The organism is Streptomyces sp. NPDC107538 (assembly GCF_055657445.1).
Window position 1 is genome coordinate 302,707 of sequence record NZ_JBVKAY010000005.1, and the last position, 13,860, is coordinate 316,566.

Below are 13,860 nucleotides of genomic sequence, written 5' to 3' on the forward strand. Positions count from 1 at the left end.
CGGCCGTACGTACGGCCGCACACGCCCCGCGCGACCGCATGTTCACGCCCGTGGGCGCGAACACGGGCTCATCCATGGCGCGCATATCCGGCGGAGATCCCTCCACGGCGGAAAAACACCGGCGCAAACGGCGCGTGCGCAGCGCATATCCGCTGTTTTCCAGCGGTACTACGCGCCTTGGTGGCAATCTGCTCAGCAGCAGATACGCAAAGTAGAGGCACGCAGCCGGAGGTGCACGTCCCGTGGCGTCCAATGTCAATCCCACCGTCCGGCGCCGCCGGTTGGGCCAGGAGTTGCGCAAGCTCCGCGAGGACAAAGGCCTGACGGCGGAACAGGTCGCCGACCGTCTACTCGTCTCCCAGTCGAAGATCAGCCGCTTGGAGAACGGGCGGCGCAGCATCAGTCCACGCGATGTACGCGACCTGTGCAATGTCTACGAGGTCGAGGATCAGCGCATCGTCGACCACCTGATGCAGATGGCCAAGGACTCACGCCAGCAAGGCTGGTGGCACGCGTTCGGCGATGTGCCGTACAGCGTGTACATCGGGCTGGAGACCGCCGCGGCCAACCTCAGGGTGTTCGCCCCTCAGGTCGTTCCCGGGCTGCTCCAGACCCGCGCGTACGCCGAGGCGGTGATCACGGGGGCACTGCCCGAGACCGCCGTGGAGGAGATCGAGAAGAGGGTCCAGGTCCGCATGCGACGGCAGGACCGCATCACCGCCGAGGAAGGCCCGTTGCGGCTGTGGACGGTGTTGGACGAGGCAGCGCTGCGACGCGTGGTCGGCTCCCGGTCTCTGATGCGTGAGCAGTTGGAACATCTCATCGAGATGTCCCAACTGCCCCATGTCACCTTGCAGATCCTGCCGTTCGGCGCGGGAGCCCACCCCGGCCTGAACGGGCAGTATTCCATCCTCGAATTCCCGGACACCGCCGATTCGAGCGTTGTCTACATCGAGGGCGTCACCAGCGATCTGTATCTGGAGAAGACACCCGACGTCCAGAACTACACCGTGATGTACGAGCATCTGCGAGCGCAGGCCCTGGGAACCGACCAGACCCAGCGCTTCATCTCGGACGTCGCAAAGGAGTACGCCCGCTGAACCACCCCTACCTCAGGGAAGCGCGGGAGAATACACGACCAACAAGGTTGACCGGAAGAGCCCAGCAGAATATGCCACCCGCACGGGTGAATTATCGCTTCGCGCAGGGATGCCGACCAGTAGCGTCGATCACGCCAGGGAGCAACACCCCTGGCGCAAACCGTTCCGCGACCCCGGAAGGGATTCGTGGAGCGGCGACCGCAACTGAGCGACGAACCTGCACGGAGCGAAAATGGCAATTCAGCAAGGCACCGCGGGCGAATGGATCAAGTCCTCGTACTCTGTCGGAAACGGCGAGTGCGTCGAGGTCAGGTCACCCGCCCCCGCTTCCCTCGGCGTCCGCGACTCCAAGGTCCACGAGGGACCTTCCCTGTCCTTCCCCACCGACGCGTGGAACGCCTTTGTGGCGTCGATCAAGGCCTGACCCCACCACGACAACTCCACAAGCACGACCGACAGAGCCCTCTCGACTGGCCCGCCGTCCCGGCCGAGGGGGCTCGGCTTGCACTCAGCCGAGCAGTTCCGCGAGGAGTTTCGCCGAATCCTCAACCGAGAGCACCCCGTCATCGCTGAGGCTTCTCATCGAAGTCCGGTACACGCTCACTTCAGGTTCGTCATTCGACATGAGATTCGACGCGAGCTGTTCGTTGTAGACGGTGGCTCCGCCGCCTTCATACATCAGCTCCAGGAGCCGCCGCAGTTGATCTCGCATGATGTGCTGTTGCCCCGCGAACTCATTGCGCAGAGCCGACTCCTGGATCAACACGTGCAGTTCGAAGGGTGCCGACACGCGCGTCAAAATGGACTGGCGAGCCGAGTTCATGTCCGCGACTGCGTGCCCGGTTCGACGACCGCCCACCGGCCATGCGCCCCGTCGAGCAGCGCCTCTCCGCCCCGGACGAGGAACGATTCGGCCTCGCCCTGTACGAGTTGCGCTGCGGCAACGACCTGTCCTGGGGATGCTGGCTCACCAACGGCGGCTACGGGCGACGTCCCTGATCGCCGTGGACTCCCGGACATGCCCGTCCCGGAGTCGGATGCCACCGGCCCCTGCCCCGCCCGGTCAGCGCAGTTCGGCCACGTAACGGTCCGTGCCCGGGACCGTGGGCACGAAGGGGGCCAGCAACTCGACCCGGCCCAGGCCGCCTTCGGTGACCGCTTCCGGCAGGCCGGCGAAGTGGGACTCCCAGCAGTCACGGGGGTCCGCCTCCAGGAACCACAGGAGGGTGAGGCGGGTGTCGACGCCCTCGACCTGCTTCACGTACGACATCCGGTCCAGGGGCAGCGGGGTCGGCCGGAAGACGGTGACCATCGCGGACGGTGAGCCGGCGAGGCGCTTGGGGAGATGCCGGGCCCGCAGCCACTCCAGCAACTCCGCGCGCTCGTCCGGGCCTTCGGCGTCGATCACCTGGAGGACGAGGCCCGCGTACGGGTGGTCCAGGGCGTGGAAGTCGCGGGGCCCGGCGGCACCGTCGCGGTAGACGGTCGCCTCGTGGTCCTGGAAGGCCGTGAAGACATGCGTACGGTCCTGGTAGACGCGAGCGTCGCGATTCAGCCGTTTGTTGATGGCGACGGTCCAGCGCATGTGGTCGTCGTAGCGGCCGTCGGTGATCCAGTACGTGGAGAGATAGCAGCCCGCGGTGACCGGCTGCGCTATGGCCGACTTCTCGGGCGTACGCAGGAGTTGGAGATCGCGGGTGGCGACCCAGCGGCGGCCCGCGAACATCCAGGGCATCGCCATCGCGCCCGCGTAGTAGTGGTCGTCCTCGTACCAGCGGTTGTACGCGTACTCGTGGCCCGGGTGCGGCTCGACCATGGTGATCAGGGCGTGCCCGGGGCGGACGCCGTACGGGCCGACGGCGGCCAGTTCGGCGTACGTGCCGCTACGGGTGTCGTCGCTCATGTGCTCGGCCTCGCTCATGTGCTTCCCCTTCCGTCCACCTGCGGTCGCCCATACTCTGACGCCCCGTCAGATATAGCGCCAGAGCCGGGAGGTTCCGATGTCTTCGATGTCTTCGACGTCTTCGACGTCTCCGATGTCTCCGATGCCGCTGCTCGCGGGAAAGACCGTCGTCGTCTCGGGGGTCGGGGCCGGGCTCGGCCAGCGGGTGGCCGCGGCGGTCGTACGGGACGGCGGGAACGCGGTGCTGGGGGCGCGTACGGAGGCGAATCTGGCCAAGGCCGCGGCGGAGGTGGACCCGGACGGCGCGCGCACGGCGTACCAGGCGACCGACATCACCGACGAGGCACAGTGCACGGCGCTCGCGGCGCTCGCGCGGGAGCGGTTCGGGGGCGTGCACGCGGTGGTGCATGTCGCCGCCTGGGACAGCTACTTCGGGGGCCTGGAGGACGCCGACTTCACCACCTGGCAGGCGGTCCTCAATGTGAACCTGCTGGGCACCCTGCGGATGACCCGGGCCTGTCTGCCCGGCCTGAAGGCGGCGGGCGGCGGCTCCGTCGTCATCATCGGCACCCAGTCGGCGGTGGCCGCGCCCTCGCAGGTGCGGCAGGCGGCGTACGCGGCGTCCAAGGGCGCACTGACGAGCGCGATGTACTCGCTGGCCAGGGAGCTGGGGCCGCACCGGATCCGCGTCAACACCGTGCTGCCGGGCTGGATGTGGGGGCCGCCCGTGGAGGCGTACGTGCGGTTCGCGGCGCACGGCGAGGGGGTACCCGAGGCGGAGGTGCTGGCGCGGCTCACCGAGCGGATGGCGCTGCCGGAGCTGGCCACGGACGGGGATGTGGCGGACGCGGCGGTGTTCCTGGCGTCGGACCGCGCACGGGCGATCACCGGCCAGTCGCTGCTCGTCAACGCCGGGGAACTGATGCGCTGACCTGCGCTCACCGACCCCACACCGGGACACGGAGGTGATCCTTTTCGGCCACTCGCTGTTTACATACATGAACCGAGGTCACCGCTCGGAACTTCTTTGCCCCCTCTTGACCTTCCCCTTCCTTGCCGTGGGCATGCCACCGAACCCAGAGTTCACATGCCTGACCGTGCACATGACCGACTCTGGCGGCGGACCCTGGAAGGGGGCCCATGAACAGTCTCGACTGGGCCGTGCTCATCGGCTACTTCGGTGTGATGGTCGCCATCGGCGTCTGGTCGCACAAGCGCGTGGACAACGTCAGCGACTTCTTCACCGCCGGCGGCAAGATGCCCTGGTGGCTCTCCGGTATCTCGCACCACATGTCGGGCTACAGCGCGGTGATGTTCACCGGCTACGCCGGCATCGCCTATACCTACGGCGTCACCTCCTTCGTGACCTGGTCGTTCCCCATCGCGCTCGGTATCGCGATCGGCTCCAAGCTGTTCGCGCCGCGCATCAACCGGCTGCGCTCACGACTGCATGTGGCATCGCCCCTCGAATACCTGAAGAACCGTTACAACCTGGGCACCCAGCAGGCGTTGGCCTGGTCCGGGATGCTGCTGAAGATCGTGGACGTCGGCGCGAAGTGGGCCGCGATCGCGACCCTGCTGTCCGTCTTCACGGGCGTGTCCCTGAACCAGGGCATCCTGATCACGGGCACGATCACGGCCGTCTACTGCACGATCGGCGGTCTCTGGGCGGACGCGCTCACGGAGTTGGGCCAGTTCGTCATCCAACTCCTCGCGGGTGTCGCGATGTTCATCGCCGTGGTCGCCAAACTCGGGGACTACGGCGGCTTCTTCGGCGTCTGGGACCACCCGAAGCTGCAGGGTCACGCCGAACCGCTCGTCGGGCCCTACGGCACGGTCTTCCTGCTCGCCTTCCTCTTCATCAAACTCTTCGAGTACAACGGCGGCATGCTCAACCAGGCCCAGCGCTACATGGCCACGGCGACCCCGTACGAGGCCGAGCGCTCCGCCCGGCTGTCGGCGGCCCTATGGCTGGTCTGGCCGCTGGTGCTGTTCTTCCCCATGTGGATGTCGCCGCTGCTGGTGACGTCGGAGAAGGGCGACGGTTCCGACTCGTACGCCCTGATGACCGAACAGCTGCTGCCGCACGGGCTGTTGGGCCTCGTGATCGTCGGGTTCTTCTCCCACACGATGGCCATGTGCTCCTCCGACGCGAACGCCATCGCGGCCGTCTTCACCCGGGACTGCGCGCCGGTGATCTGGCGGCGGGCGCGGACGTGGAGCGAGGGGCAGGGGCTGCGGGTCGCCCGGATCACGACGGTCGTCTTCCTCGGCCTGTCGATGGCGGCGGCGACGCAGGTCAACTCGCCCGCCTTCAAGGACATCATCACCGTCGTCATCAAGTGGGTCGCCGGGCTGATGGGGCCGATGGCCATCCCGATGATGCTGGGCCTGCTGCGGCCGTTCCGCCGCTCCGGTCCGACGGCCGCGCTCACCAGCTGGGCGTGCGGGCTGTTCGCCTTCTGGCTGGTGAACTACCCGATCGACTGGAACCTCAAGGACGGCGTCCCCCTCCAGTACCAGGTCTCCATCCCCCTGGCCGTCTCCCTGGTCCTCTACATCGTCATCGGCTTCATCAAGCCCGAGGACACCCCCGAGCGGCTCGCCATCATCGAAATCATCAACTCGGACGGTGACGGGGACGGCAAGGGCGGCGCCGGAGCGGCGGCCGTCCCGCCCCAGGAAAACCACCAGAAGAACGCGGCCAGGCCCAGCGGGGTCTGACGCCCCGGCGACGACGGGGCTCCGTCCGTGTCCGGAGTGAATCCGTGAGGGCCGTTCCCGGTCATGTGACCGGGGGCGGCCCTCACGGCTGTCGAGTGGGGGCCGTTCCCGGTCATGTGACCGGGGGCGGCCCTCACGGCTGTCGAGTGGGGGCCGGCCGGGAGGAGGCGAGCGGGACGGGGTCTGTCGGTGGTCGTCGCTAGGGTGCCGTGCATGGGATCCGGATCACTGATCACCGCCGTACGCGAACACGACGAGGCCGCGCGCTTCCTCGCCTGGCCGGGGGACTTCGACCTCGACCGGGGCGAGCACGGCGAAGAGGTCCATCTCGCGTCGGGTGCCGCACTGACGGGCTTCGCGGGCGACGGCGCCGGTGGCACGTTCTTCTTCTGCGGCGAGGGTGGCGAGGAACGCCCCGTTCTCTACGCGGACTCGGAGGGCGGCGCCGCCCTCATAGCCGTCGGCCTGCCCGAGCTGTTCCGTCTCCTCCTGGTCGCGCCCTGGTGGCGCGGCTGCCGGACCTTCACACCGGAGGAGAACCGCGCACTGGCCGCCGAGTACCTGGAGGACATCCCGGACCTGGTGGCCCGCCGCGACCGTGCCGCCGCCGCTCTGGGCCTCGCACTTCCCCCCGGGGACACCGAGGCCGTGGTGCTGGCCCGCCTCCGGGAGGTGGCGGTCGGCCTCGGCAAGGACTACGTCCTCGTCTTCACGCCGGAGAGCGAGCCGTACGAGCCGCTGTTCGGGGCCTGAGAAGCGGCGGGTGGGCGCTGTCCGTCGGTCAGGTGAGGTGGGTGGCGATGGTGTGGGCGCAGGTCAGGGGCTCGGTGTGGGTGGTGTCTACTTCGAGGTCGTAGTGGACGCCCTCGTGGACGAGGTCGGCCTGGGCGGCGGCCATGCCGGGGACGCGGTCGCCGCGGGCGATCTCGCGGCCGGCGGCCACGGCGCTGTCGCAGCGGACGCCGACCCAGAGGACGTCCACGCCGTCGAGGAGCTTCTCCCAGCGCCGCTGGGACGCGGCGCCGCCGAGGAAGATGTCGTCGATGACGATACGGGCGCCCGCGCGGGCCATCGCCACGACGCCCTGGGCCCAGGCCTGTTCCAGGGCGCGGAAGTCCGCTCCGATGCTGACCTCGCCGTCGCCGGAGATCCCGATACCGCCGTCGGCCCTCTGCATCCTCGCGGGCATCGCGTCGATCAGGGAGTCCGCCCCGAACGCCAGCCACTGGTCCGGCAGTTCGGCCTGCAGACACCGCACGATCGAGGACTTGCCCGAGCTGGAACCGCCGTTGAGGATGATCATCTGAGTGGCCACCGGGCCACGGTAGGGCGCTCCGCGCACGACCGAAACCCATTTCTGCGGGCGTTGCAGCACAAGTGAGGGGGCGGGCGTGGGCGTCGATGTCGCCGAGTACGAGGTGACGGAGCCCTGGGAAAGGGTCCTGGTCACTCCCGGGCGCGGCCGGGACGGCGGGGGTGCCGTGCTGGTGCCGGCGGGGTCCAGTGGGCGGGTGGAGCGTCCGCTGTCGGTCGGACCGTGTCGGCTTACGGCGCGGTCGGGGCTCGCACCATGTAGACGTCCACTGGGTCCTCGGTGTCCAGGTGGAAGCCGTGGCGTTCGTAGAGGCGTCTGGCGGGGCTGCCGTGGAGGACGTTCAGGCGGATGGGGAGATGGGTGGGGGCGTGGTGGGTGAGGAGGGTGTGGAGTACGGCGGTGCCGATGCCGGTGCCCTGGAGGTGGGGGGCCAGGTAGAAGTGCTCCAGCCAGTGGGCGTCGGGGGCCGGGCGGAGGGCCACGCAGCCGGCGAAGGTGCCGCCGACCTCGATGACCCAGGTGTGGGCCGGGTCGAAGGCGTCGCGGAGGCGCCGGCGGACCCGGTCGGGGTCGTAGCGGCCGAGGCGTTCGAGGTCGGGCCGCATCACCACGGCGCGCAGTTCGGCGATGCGCTCGACGTCCGTCGCCAGCGCCGGACGTATCTTCCAGTCACTCTTCCAGCCACCCATGCCCGGCACGCTATCCCGCGCCCGAATCACGACCTCGACGTGGTGCGGTGCCGCGGCGGCCGAGGGACCGCTCCTGTCGCGTCACCGGTCACGCGCGCGGATAGCGGGTGAGCCAGCCCGGGACCGCGCCGGCGGGGGCGTGGAGGGAGGGGCCCTGGGTCATTTCGAGGGCGAAGTCGTCGGCGAGGACGAGGATCGTGGGGCGGCCCTCCAGTTCCGCGAGCCAGGCGGGGGGCAGGGCGGTCTCGCCGTGGAGGGCGCCGAGGAGGCCGCCCGTCAGGGCACCGGCGGCCCCCGAAGGGCCCCCGTGGTTGACGGCGAGGCACAGACCGTGGCGCACGTCCTCGCCGACCAGGGTGCAGTACACGGCGACGGCCAGCAGCCCCGCGGCCGCGCCGTCACCGGCGAGCTGTTCGACGACGGCGGGCGTCGGCGGCCCCTGGCGCACGGCGGCGACGGCCTGCTGGAGGGCGTCCGCGACCGGCTGGTGGCCGGGGCGGGCGGCCAGCAGCACCAGGGTTTTCTGCACAGCCGCGTCGAGGCTCTCGCCGCGCGCGAGGGCGTGCACGATGACGGCGTACGAGCCGGCGGACAGATACGCGGTGGGGTCGCCGTGGGTCTGCGCCGCGCACTCGACGGCCAGTTGGAAGACCAGCTGGGGTTCCCAGCCCACCAGGAGTCCGAACGGCGCGGAGCGGGCGGCGGCCTCGGCGCCGGACGCGCCGGGGTTCTTGGGGGCGTCGAGCGTGCCCATGGTCCCGTCGGCGAAGCCGAGGAGGCAGATGAGCGAGGGGTCGCGGCGCGCGTAGAGCCACTCCTCGCGGGCGAGCCAGCCGTCGTCCTTACGGCGCTCGTCCGGACCCCAGTCCCGCTGGGTCGCCGCCCAGCGCAGATACGCCCGGTGCAGATCGGTCGGCGGGTGCCAGGCGCCGGTGTCCCGGCGGACCTGGGCGCGGATCAGTCCGTCGACCGTGAACAGGGTGAGCTGCGTGAGATCGGTGATCGCGCCGCGTCTGCCGTACGCGGAGGCCAGATCGGTCAGCCACTCCGGCCCGTACGCCTCGCCGATCTGCGCGAGGGTGAGCTGGTCGACCGGCGCGCCCAGCGCGTCGCCGACGGCCGCGCCCAGCAGCGTCCCGCGCACCCGGCTGCGGAAGTCCTGCTGCTCGACCCGCCCCCAGACGGCACCGGCTGTCGCACCCACCCCGGCCTCCTCATGGCCCCTATCGACCCGTACGTCAATACGTCCGTACATCCGTACGCCCGTACGGCTCGACAGTCCAGCACTGTAATCGAACAGGAACGGTCCGTTCAGGGCTCTTGGGGAGCGCTAAACGTCACTTAGGACACACCCGATCGGGTCGTTCGACCACCAGGCGAACAGATCTGAACAGACGGCGTATCAAAGTCCAACTTTCGAAGAAACCGTGCGCTCGCGCAACAGCCGAAGCCGCTCAGTTCACTCCGGACGGTCCGGTCGCGTCGCCGTCGCCCGCACGGCCCGGTCGTGTACGGCCGTGATCAGCGGGTCGTCGGGGCGGAGCGTGCGCGCCCGCACCGCGTCGGCCAACGCCCGCTCCGGGTCGCCGAGTTCGAGGTGGAGGGTGGCACGGTGGCGCAGCGCCCAGGCGTAGTCGGGGAGCAGGGCGAGCGCGGCGTCGAGGTCGGCGCGGGCCTCGTCGAGGCGGCCCAGCCCGAGGTGGGTGACGCCTCGGCTGGCGTACGCGGAGGCGTACAGGGGGTCGAGGGCGAGGGCCCGGTCGTAGTCGTCGAGGGCCTCCTCGTCGCGGCCGGCGGCGCGCAGGGCGTCACCGCGTTCGCAGCGGGCCAAGGGGGCGTCCGGGTCGAGGGCCACGGCGTGGTGCAGATCGGCCAACTGCCGCTCGTGCTCGCCCCGGGAGCGCCGTACGCGCGCCCGGCGCACGAGCGCCCACACGTACTCCCCGTCCAGTTCCAGGGCGCGGTCCAGGTCCGCGAGGGCCTCGTCGAGACGGCCCTGCGCATGCCGGGCCGCGCCGCGGGAGGCCCAGGCCGAACGGCGTACGGGGTCCAGGGCGACCGCCCGGTCGAGGTCGGCGACGGCCGCGTCGGGGTCGCCGAGGAGCCGGTGGTAGTCGCCGCGCAGAACGAGGGTGGTGGGGTCGTCGGGGGCGAGCGCGTCGGCCCGGTCGAGGTCGGCCACGGCGGCGGCGCGGTCCCCGGTGTGCGCCCGCGCGACCGCCCGGCCCTGCCACGCCGTGGCCGACCCGGGGTCGAGGGCGAGCGCCCTGTCGTACTCGGCGACCGCCCGCTCGTGCGCGCCGTCCCGGTGCAGCGCGCGCCCGCGCAGGGCGTGCGCGTACGCCTCCCGCCGGGTGTCGAGACCGGCCCGGAGCAGCAGCGCACCCAGCGCGTCGTGGACACCGCCCCGGTCCAGCGCGGTCAGCAGCTCCCGGCCCCAGCGGGCCGCGTCCTCGTCGTCGGCGTCCTGCCCGGCCTGCGCGAGGGCCTCGGCCCAGCGCCGGGCCACGGCCGTGCCCTCCCCGCACGCGTCCACGGCATCCCGCAACACCCCGGCGAGCGCCCCGCGCTCCCCCGCGCACAACCGGTGGTACGCCTCGGCCAGCCGCAGCTCCCGCCACCGTGGCGCGCCCCACCGCTCCTCCCCCTCCGGCCCGGCTTCGGCCTCCGCCCGCCACCCCGCGAACGCCTCCGCCAGCCCCCGGTGCCGCTCGCTCCAGCCCCGGGGCGACCGCATCCGCTGCAACCGCACCATGGGCGCGCGTACGACGTCGTGGAACACCACGCGGTCACCGCGATCGGTGACGAAGGGGAGGGCGCGCAGCCAGGCGAACAGCGTGTCGGGGTCGCTGTGGCCGGGGTCTCCGGGGGCGGGTTCGCCGTGGCCGGGTTCGCCGTGGGCGGCGCCGGCACCCCCCGCCGCCCCCTGCACGGCCTCCCGGAACACCTCCGCGTCCAGCCAGCGGGGCAGGGCGCAGGTCAGGGCGGCGGCCCGGCGTACCGGGTGCGGCTCCCCGCGCAGGAAGCGTTCCACGGCCGTGGCGCTCGCGTCGCCCGCGTCGGCGAGGTCGTCGAGGTCGGCGGGGCGGGCCTCGGCGAGGGTGGAGACGAGGACCGGCAACCCGCCGGTGAGCCGCAGTACTTCGCCGACGACGGGCTCGGCGAGGACGCCCTTGGCCGCGAGGAGGCCGCGTGACTCGGCCTCCGTGAAGGGCCGCAGGGGGAGGTCGAGGACGAAGTCGGTGAGGCCGCCCCAGCGGGTGGCGTCGAAGGGGCGCTGGCCGGCGGTCACGAGGACGAGGTTGCCGGGGAGGGGGTCGTAGCGGTCGCCGGAGACGATGTCGTGGAGCCAGGGGTCGAGGAAGGCGCCGGTCCGCTCGTAGGTGTCGAAGAGGAGGACCAGCCAGGGGACTTCGGCGGCGGCGCTGCTCAGTTCGTCCAACAGGGTCGGGGTGAGCGCGAGTTCGGGGGCGAGCAGCAGTTCGGCGTCCTCGTGGCCGCGTGTCCGTACGCCGCGTCCCGTGCGCAGCCGGTCGGCCTGGCGGGCGAGTTGGGCCGGGTCGACGGCGCCGGCGAAGGGGCCGACCACCGGGACGAGACCGAGCGCGACGAGGGTCGCCCGAGCGGCGGCCATGCTCGCGGCGGAGGGCTCGGCGCCGGCTCCGGCGACGCCGTCCGAGTGGCCCGGGTGCCCTGGGTGCGGCCCGGGGCGCCGCGCATACCCGGCCTCGCCCGCCTCCTCCCCCATCTCCCCCGCGCCCCCTGGCTCCCCCTCGGGCAGGGCCACGGCGGCGGCAAGCTCCGCCTCGTACCGGCGCTCGCGATGGGTGGTGAGCAGGCGTTCCAGTTCCTTGAACCGCCGTCCCTGCCGGGCGCATTGGTCGGCGATGACGGCCATGGCCTCCGGGACGCTGCCGACGCCGTCGTCGACGTACGCGGTGAGGGCGCCGCGTTCCTGGGCGATCTGCTCCAACTCCCGGACCAGGAAGGTCTTTCCGATGCCCGCGTTGCCGTGGACGTGGAAGAGGAAGCGGCGCCGCTCGTCCTCGATGGGGAGGTCGAAGTTGGCGCGAAACGCCGCCCGTTCGGCGTTCCGACCGATGAAGCCCTGGCGGGTGCGGCGCCGGATCAGCTCCCGCATCGTGGGAATCGGCGGCTGCGCGCGCCCCATGCGTACCCCTCCGCCCTTCCTCGGTCGTCAGATCCCGCGACAGATCACGCGACGGATCCCGCGACGGATCCCGCGACGGATCTCTCCACGGTTTTCCGCCACCGGCGACACCCATTGTGATCCAACGCGCCGAAAAACACCTGGGGATGATCCGGGAGCGCGCACATAGTTGGACCATGGCTGAATCCCAGACCCCCCGCGGCTCACTTCTTCCCCTGGCCTCGACCCTGCTCGTCGGCACGGTCGCCCTCTACATGGCGCTCGTGGCGTTCAGCAACATCACCGACTTCGGCACGAATCAGCAGTTCGTCCACCATGTCTTCGCGATGGACACCACGTTCAAGGACGAGGACCTGATGTGGCGGGCCATCGAGTCGAAGGGCGTGCAGGACGCGGCGTACGTCCTCATCATCGTCTGGGAGACCGTCGCGGCCCTGGTCCTGATCGCGGCCACCTACTTCTGGGCCCGCGCCCTCGGCCACCGCACCTTCCACACGGCCCGCCGCTACAGCACCCTCGGCCTCCTCATGGTCCTCCTCCTCTTCGGCGCCGGCTTCCTCGCCATCGGCGGCGAGTACTTCGTCATGTGGCAGTCCGCCGACTGGAACGGCCTCGACGCCGCCCTCCGCGTGTTCCTGCTCAGCGGGCTGGTCCTCGTGGTCACCTACCTGCCGACGAACGACCGCGCGATCGACTGAACGACAGATGCCGGGTGAGCGCCGGGACGCGACTCGGCGCGGGTCACCTGATCCACTCCCCGCATGTCCTACGCCACCGCCCGTTCGACCACCCGGAGACGGCAGTCGCGGCAGCGGCCCGGGGCCGGGGACCGGAACGCCCGGTCGCAGTCCTCGCAGGTCTGGAACGGAGCGGGGGCGGCGGATGTGGAGGAGGGGCTCGGGGAGGGGGGTTCGACCGCGGGTCGCCGGACAGCGGGTGGCAGGTCGACGGTCAGGCGGTGGGACAGGAAGGCCGACGGGTGCCTCAGCGGCTCGTCGGGCAGACCTGCCGTCAGAGCACGCAGCACGGCGGCCGGGGAGACTCCGCGCTCCAGCCAGGTGACCACGTCCGGTGCGAGACGGCGTACGTCCCGCTCGGTCAGCAGGAGGCGCGAGTCGTACGTGCGCAGTTCGGCCAACAGCCGGGCTGCCGTGCGGTGCCGGGGCAGGTCGGCGGCGGGCCGTGGCTCCGGATCGTCGCGTACCTCGCCCAGGGCAAGGACCTGCCGGTCGTCCTCCTTGCCCGCCTCCCTGCCCTCCTCCTTGCCGTCGGCCGCGGTCAACCTCGCATCGCGAACGGGAGCGGAAGCGGATACCGAGCTCTCAGCGTGCGGCTTGTTGTACGAGACCGTGCGCGTCACGATCCGGCCCGACGGCAGCCTCTCGCGTGTCCGCGTCAGGTAGCCGTGCGCTTCCAGTTCCCGCAGGGCCGCGGCGATGCGCACCTCCCCCTCGCGGAATTTCCCGCTCAGGGTCTTGATCCCGACCGGGGTGCCCTTCGGGAGGGACTGGATGTGGGTCGCCAGGCCGATCGCCGTCAGGGACAGCTCGGGGTGCTGGGCGAGGTGGTTTCCGACGATCGTGAAGTGCGTGTCATGGCGCTCGTTGGAGTGTTCGACACCTGATCCGGGAACGGTTCCGGGATGCGGGGACTGGGCGCACGCGGGCGCGCTAGGCTGCGAATCAGCCATAGGGAAGGTTCTGCTTCCTAGTTGGTCAGGCCCTCGTCCGGGATGCCAGTCCCTGCGAGGGCCGAAGTATGGGTGGGGTTGTACCGCTCGGCAGACGTTGCACCATCGACGGCCTCCCGCGCCAGCCGAATCGGCAACGATCACTCGTGAGGGTGACCTCGCGGGGGCGGCGGGGGCCGGGCCGGGTGGGTTCTTTCCCAAGTTCCTTAGGTCTTTGACGTCTTGACCAGCCGCATCACGGATCCCCGCGCCCCGGCGACACCACCCC

14 protein-coding genes are annotated in these 13,860 nt (G+C 71.0%); 7 read left to right on the plus strand and 7 right to left on the minus strand.

Going from position 1 to position 13,860, the window contains the following annotated elements:
• Window positions 1–242 precede the first annotated feature (242 nt).
• Together ACZ7MG_RS19715 and ACZ7MG_RS19720 are read left to right on the plus strand one after the other, a co-directional pair.
• Complete coding sequence (locus tag ACZ7MG_RS19715; protein WP_471393610.1) at window positions 243–1,100, plus strand: helix-turn-helix domain-containing protein; 858 nt, start codon at window positions 243–245, stop codon at window positions 1,098–1,100.
• Between the two features lie 232 nt (window positions 1,101–1,332).
• Entirely contained in the window at window positions 1,333–1,524 is a 192-nt protein-coding gene (locus ACZ7MG_RS19720) for a DUF397 domain-containing protein (RefSeq protein WP_471393609.1), read from the plus strand.
• Window positions 1,525–1,608: 84 nt separating this feature from the next.
• Here the strand turns inward: ACZ7MG_RS19720 and ACZ7MG_RS19725 are convergent, their stop codons facing one another.
• Window positions 1,609–1,923, minus strand: a complete 315-nt coding sequence (locus ACZ7MG_RS19725; RefSeq protein ID WP_471393607.1) for a Scr1 family TA system antitoxin-like transcriptional regulator — start codon at window positions 1,921–1,923, stop codon at window positions 1,609–1,611.
• A 41-nt stretch (window positions 1,924–1,964) separates the two neighbouring features.
• Here ACZ7MG_RS19725 and ACZ7MG_RS19730 point away from each other — a divergent pair, with 41 nt between their 5' ends.
• On the plus strand, window positions 1,965–2,099 hold the full coding sequence (locus ACZ7MG_RS19730) for a hypothetical protein (RefSeq protein ID WP_471393604.1): 135 nt from the start codon (window positions 1,965–1,967) through the stop codon (window positions 2,097–2,099).
• Between the two features lie 64 nt (window positions 2,100–2,163).
• Here the strand turns inward: ACZ7MG_RS19730 and ACZ7MG_RS19735 are convergent, their stop codons facing one another.
• Window positions 2,164–3,021 (minus strand): hypothetical protein, encoded by an 858-nt coding sequence (locus tag ACZ7MG_RS19735; RefSeq protein WP_471393603.1) that lies wholly within the window; start codon window positions 3,019–3,021, stop codon window positions 2,164–2,166.
• Window positions 3,022–3,145: 124 nt separating this feature from the next.
• On the opposite strand from ACZ7MG_RS19735, the gene ACZ7MG_RS19740 reads away from it, so the two are divergent.
• From ACZ7MG_RS19740 to ACZ7MG_RS19750, 3 genes are all read left to right on the plus strand, one after another.
• Entirely contained in the window at window positions 3,146–3,934 is a 789-nt protein-coding gene (locus ACZ7MG_RS19740; RefSeq protein WP_471393601.1) for an SDR family oxidoreductase, read from the plus strand.
• 209 nt (window positions 3,935–4,143) lie between these two features.
• Window positions 4,144–5,727 carry a sodium:solute symporter family protein gene (locus ACZ7MG_RS19745; protein ID WP_471393599.1) on the plus strand — a complete coding sequence of 528 codons (1,584 nt, stop codon included), beginning with the start codon at window positions 4,144–4,146 and terminating at the stop codon, window positions 5,725–5,727.
• A gap of 213 nt (window positions 5,728–5,940) precedes the next feature.
• Window positions 5,941–6,480 carry a hypothetical protein gene (locus ACZ7MG_RS19750; protein WP_471393596.1) on the plus strand — a complete coding sequence of 180 codons (540 nt, stop codon included), beginning with the start codon at window positions 5,941–5,943 and terminating at the stop codon, window positions 6,478–6,480.
• 28 nt (window positions 6,481–6,508) lie between these two features.
• Here ACZ7MG_RS19750 and cpt read toward each other — a convergent pair whose 3' ends face one another.
• The 4 genes from cpt to ACZ7MG_RS19770 all read right to left on the minus strand — a co-directional run bounded on the left by cpt (window position 6,509) and on the right by ACZ7MG_RS19770 (window position 11,902).
• Window positions 6,509–7,042, minus strand: a complete 534-nt coding sequence (gene cpt / locus ACZ7MG_RS19755; protein ID WP_471393594.1) for a chloramphenicol phosphotransferase CPT — start codon at window positions 7,040–7,042, stop codon at window positions 6,509–6,511.
• A gap of 230 nt (window positions 7,043–7,272) precedes the next feature.
• On the minus strand, window positions 7,273–7,731 hold the full coding sequence (locus tag ACZ7MG_RS19760) for a GNAT family N-acetyltransferase (RefSeq protein ID WP_471393591.1): 459 nt from the start codon (window positions 7,729–7,731) through the stop codon (window positions 7,273–7,275).
• An 88-nt stretch (window positions 7,732–7,819) separates the two neighbouring features.
• Window positions 7,820–8,935 carry an ADP-ribosylglycohydrolase family protein gene (locus ACZ7MG_RS19765; protein ID WP_471393589.1) on the minus strand — a complete coding sequence of 372 codons (1,116 nt, stop codon included), beginning with the start codon at window positions 8,933–8,935 and terminating at the stop codon, window positions 7,820–7,822.
• A gap of 255 nt (window positions 8,936–9,190) precedes the next feature.
• Window positions 9,191–11,902, minus strand: coding sequence for a tetratricopeptide repeat protein (locus ACZ7MG_RS19770; protein ID WP_471393587.1), 2,712 nt, complete (start codon window positions 11,900–11,902; stop codon window positions 9,191–9,193).
• A gap of 176 nt (window positions 11,903–12,078) precedes the next feature.
• Between ACZ7MG_RS19770 and ACZ7MG_RS19775 the strand changes: the two genes are divergently transcribed.
• Complete coding sequence (locus ACZ7MG_RS19775) at window positions 12,079–12,600, plus strand: DUF2165 domain-containing protein (protein WP_471393584.1); 522 nt, start codon at window positions 12,079–12,081, stop codon at window positions 12,598–12,600.
• A 68-nt stretch (window positions 12,601–12,668) separates the two neighbouring features.
• On the opposite strand, the gene ACZ7MG_RS19780 is transcribed toward ACZ7MG_RS19775, so the two are convergent.
• Window positions 12,669–13,592, minus strand: a complete 924-nt coding sequence (locus ACZ7MG_RS19780; RefSeq protein WP_471393582.1) for a helix-turn-helix domain-containing protein — start codon at window positions 13,590–13,592, stop codon at window positions 12,669–12,671.
• Between the last annotated feature and the right edge of the window lie 268 nt (window positions 13,593–13,860).

Coding starts and splice junctions, on each gene's coding strand:
- ACZ7MG_RS19770 (WP_471393587.1), bottom strand. CDS start 11,902: ATGGGGCGCGCGCAGCCGCCGATTCCCACGATGCGGGAGCTGATCCGG.
- ACZ7MG_RS19760 (WP_471393591.1), bottom strand. CDS start 7,731: ATGGGTGGCTGGAAGAGTGACTGGAAGATACGTCCGGCGCTGGCGACG.
- ACZ7MG_RS19750 (WP_471393596.1), top strand. CDS start 5,941: ATGGGATCCGGATCACTGATCACCGCCGTACGCGAACACGACGAGGCC.
- ACZ7MG_RS19735 (WP_471393603.1), bottom strand. CDS start 3,021: ATGAGCGAGGCCGAGCACATGAGCGACGACACCCGTAGCGGCACGTAC.
- ACZ7MG_RS19730 (WP_471393604.1), top strand. CDS start 1,965: ATGCGCCCCGTCGAGCAGCGCCTCTCCGCCCCGGACGAGGAACGATTC.
- ACZ7MG_RS19775 (WP_471393584.1), top strand. CDS start 12,079: ATGGCTGAATCCCAGACCCCCCGCGGCTCACTTCTTCCCCTGGCCTCG.
- ACZ7MG_RS19740 (WP_471393601.1), top strand. CDS start 3,146: ATGCCGCTGCTCGCGGGAAAGACCGTCGTCGTCTCGGGGGTCGGGGCC.
- ACZ7MG_RS19745 (WP_471393599.1), top strand. CDS start 4,144: ATGAACAGTCTCGACTGGGCCGTGCTCATCGGCTACTTCGGTGTGATG.
- ACZ7MG_RS19780 (WP_471393582.1), bottom strand. CDS start 13,592: ATGGCTGATTCGCAGCCTAGCGCGCCCGCGTGCGCCCAGTCCCCGCAT.
- ACZ7MG_RS19725 (WP_471393607.1), bottom strand. CDS start 1,923: ATGAACTCGGCTCGCCAGTCCATTTTGACGCGCGTGTCGGCACCCTTC.
- ACZ7MG_RS19720 (WP_471393609.1), top strand. CDS start 1,333: ATGGCAATTCAGCAAGGCACCGCGGGCGAATGGATCAAGTCCTCGTAC.